The sequence below is a fragment of the Streptomyces xiaopingdaonensis genome, assembly GCF_000262345.1.
GTDB lineage: Bacteria > Actinomycetota > Actinomycetes > Streptomycetales > Streptomycetaceae > Streptomyces > Streptomyces xiaopingdaonensis.
Genome location: NZ_AJTQ01000182.1, coordinates 1 through 2,104, shown reverse-complemented (window position 1 = coordinate 2,104; position 2,104 = coordinate 1). Strand labels below are relative to the sequence as shown.

Below are 2,104 nucleotides of genomic sequence, written 5' to 3'. Positions count from 1 at the left end.
GGGCGGGGCGGGGCGCCCCGCCCCGCCCGGCCGCACCGTGCGGACGGCTCCGACCGTTGCCGGGCGGACAGTAGTTGCGCAAGGGAATTCCAGGCGTCTGCAAACGACGGTGCGAAGCGCAGACGCGGTTGATACGGATCTGATACGACCGCTTCCTACGATGCTGGAGCACGTGCTGGTAAACCGGCGCGATCGCAAACCGGGGAGCCGATCGGTGCGGGCCTGGGCCCGAGGAGGCAGTTATGAGCGACGAGTACGACGTCAATGTCGGGACGGAGGCGTTGAAGGCGATCGAGGGCATCGTCGACGACGCCTTCGAGCGGATGCAGGAGTCGTCCACGATCATCGGCGCCCAGGGCGACAACGTGACGACGGCCTTCTCCAGCAGCGGCACCGCCGTGGCGCAGGGCACCTACGCGGACCTCGCCTCGGTCGGCAGGGCGCTCGCCGAGGAACTGGAGGGGCTGCGCTCGGACCTCAACCTCACGGGCGAGCAGGGCCACAACACCGACGAGCAGGTCCAGCAGGTCCAGACGTCGGCGGCCGGCGGGGGCGCAGGAGGCGGGCAGGCCGGCGACATCCAGCTCGGCATGCGCGCCTGAGCCGCACACGAGGGACGAGAGAGCGGAGACGGAGATGCAGGACGGCCACTACAGGTTCAGCGACGCCGCCATGGGCGACGTGCAGCAGGCCGGCGTACGGCAGTTGACCGAGTGCAACGAGATCTGGACGGACGTGATCCGCCGCATCGAGGGGCTCTTCCCCGAGGGCGAGATCGACTCCGGCCTCCAGTCGGTCCTCAGCGACCGCAACGACAACTACGTACGCAAGGTCGAGCAGTTCGGGGAGAACCTCGGCCTCCAGAACACCGCGATGGGACGCTCCCGCGACATCGCGATGGAGGGCGGCGAGGCGATGCGCCGGGCCGCCGGCCGCTAAGCGGGGACGAGGGAGAGGACGCATGTCGGACGGGGAAGGCGAGCACCTCAACGCCGAAGCGGCGCGGGGTACGCAGGAGGGCGCGGCGGGGGCCACGGGGATCTCGCTGCGGGAGGGCTTCCTCCGGATCGCCGCGGCTCGCGGCATGTTCGGCTCGGTTCCCAGCGGCGGGGACGCGGCCGACGCGCTGGAGAGCGCGGCCCGCGCGATGCTGGAGCAGGCCGAACGCCACGGCGTCTCCGTGGAGAACATCGTCGACCGGGCGGGGGAGGTGGCCGACCTGGCGAACATGACGGACGAGGAGGTCGCCCTCCAGAACAAGCTGGCGGCGGACCAGCGCCCCGGCGGCGGCCAAGAGATGCTGCCGGAGTGAGCCGATGAGCGACAACTTCTACCAGACGGTCTCGCAGATCCTCAGCGTCAACGACTACGAGATGAAGGCTGCCGCGGGCGCCTGGATGGCGCTCGCGGGCGTCGCCACGCGCACCGGTGACGACCTGGGGCGCGTCGCGGGCGAGACCTCGGCCGAACCCGGTGTCGGTCTCGCCGAACTCGCCGACAGCCTCGGCGCAACGGGGGGTTGGGGCGGCCAGGCGTCCTCGCTGGCGATGGCGATCAGCCGCCAGCTCCAGGACGCGGGCGGCGCGGCGGCCGAGGCGGCGGAGCGGGCCGAGAGCCTCCGCATCGAGTACGAGAAGAACCAGGACGCGAAGAACAGCAAGGACGAGGACGCGGCCGCGGCGTCCGGCTCCCTCCAGGTGCAGGCGGACAAGGGCAGCACCATGCACGTCCAGCGGATGAACGAACTCGCCCGCGAGGCGATCCAGGAGCTCTCCGCACTGGACCACGTGATCGGCGGCGTCACGGGCGGCGACGCCCCCACGGCGCCCGAGGTCTCGCCCGCGCCGGGCGGGGGAGTCCGCGGTGCGGGCGCGCTCTCCGCCGGGGGCGGAGAGCTCGGCCTCGGCGCGGGCGGGCACGGACCCGTCGTCGTCGCGCCCAACGGGGCGACGGTGGGCGCAGGTTCGTACCCGCACTCGTCGATCGTCGGGCCCGACGGAGGGGACTTCGCGGGGTGGGTACGGAGCCCGGGTACCGGATTCCTCGTCGACCCGGCGACGGGGCGGGAGTTCGACCCGTCGTCGGGGCGCTGGATCGACCCGGT

At 72.1% G+C, this 2,104-nt stretch carries 3 protein-coding genes and 1 pseudogene; all 4 read left to right on the top strand.

Annotated elements, in window-relative coordinates:
• Positions 1–242 precede the first annotated feature (242 nt).
• Positions 243–602 (top strand): hypothetical protein, encoded by a 360-nt coding sequence (locus UWG_RS0114715; RefSeq protein ID WP_016907983.1) that lies wholly within the window; start codon positions 243–245, stop codon positions 600–602.
• A 34-nt stretch (positions 603–636) separates the two neighbouring features.
• Entirely contained in the window at positions 637–939 is a 303-nt protein-coding gene (locus UWG_RS0114710; protein ID WP_016907982.1) for a hypothetical protein, read from the top strand.
• 22 nt (positions 940–961) lie between these two features.
• A complete protein-coding gene (locus UWG_RS0114705; protein WP_016907981.1) occupies positions 962–1,312 on the top strand; it encodes a hypothetical protein in 351 nt (116 codons plus the stop codon).
• 4 nt (positions 1,313–1,316) lie between these two features.
• Positions 1,317–2,104 (top strand): annotated as a pseudogene (locus tag UWG_RS30095) (hypothetical protein); the annotation flags it as partial.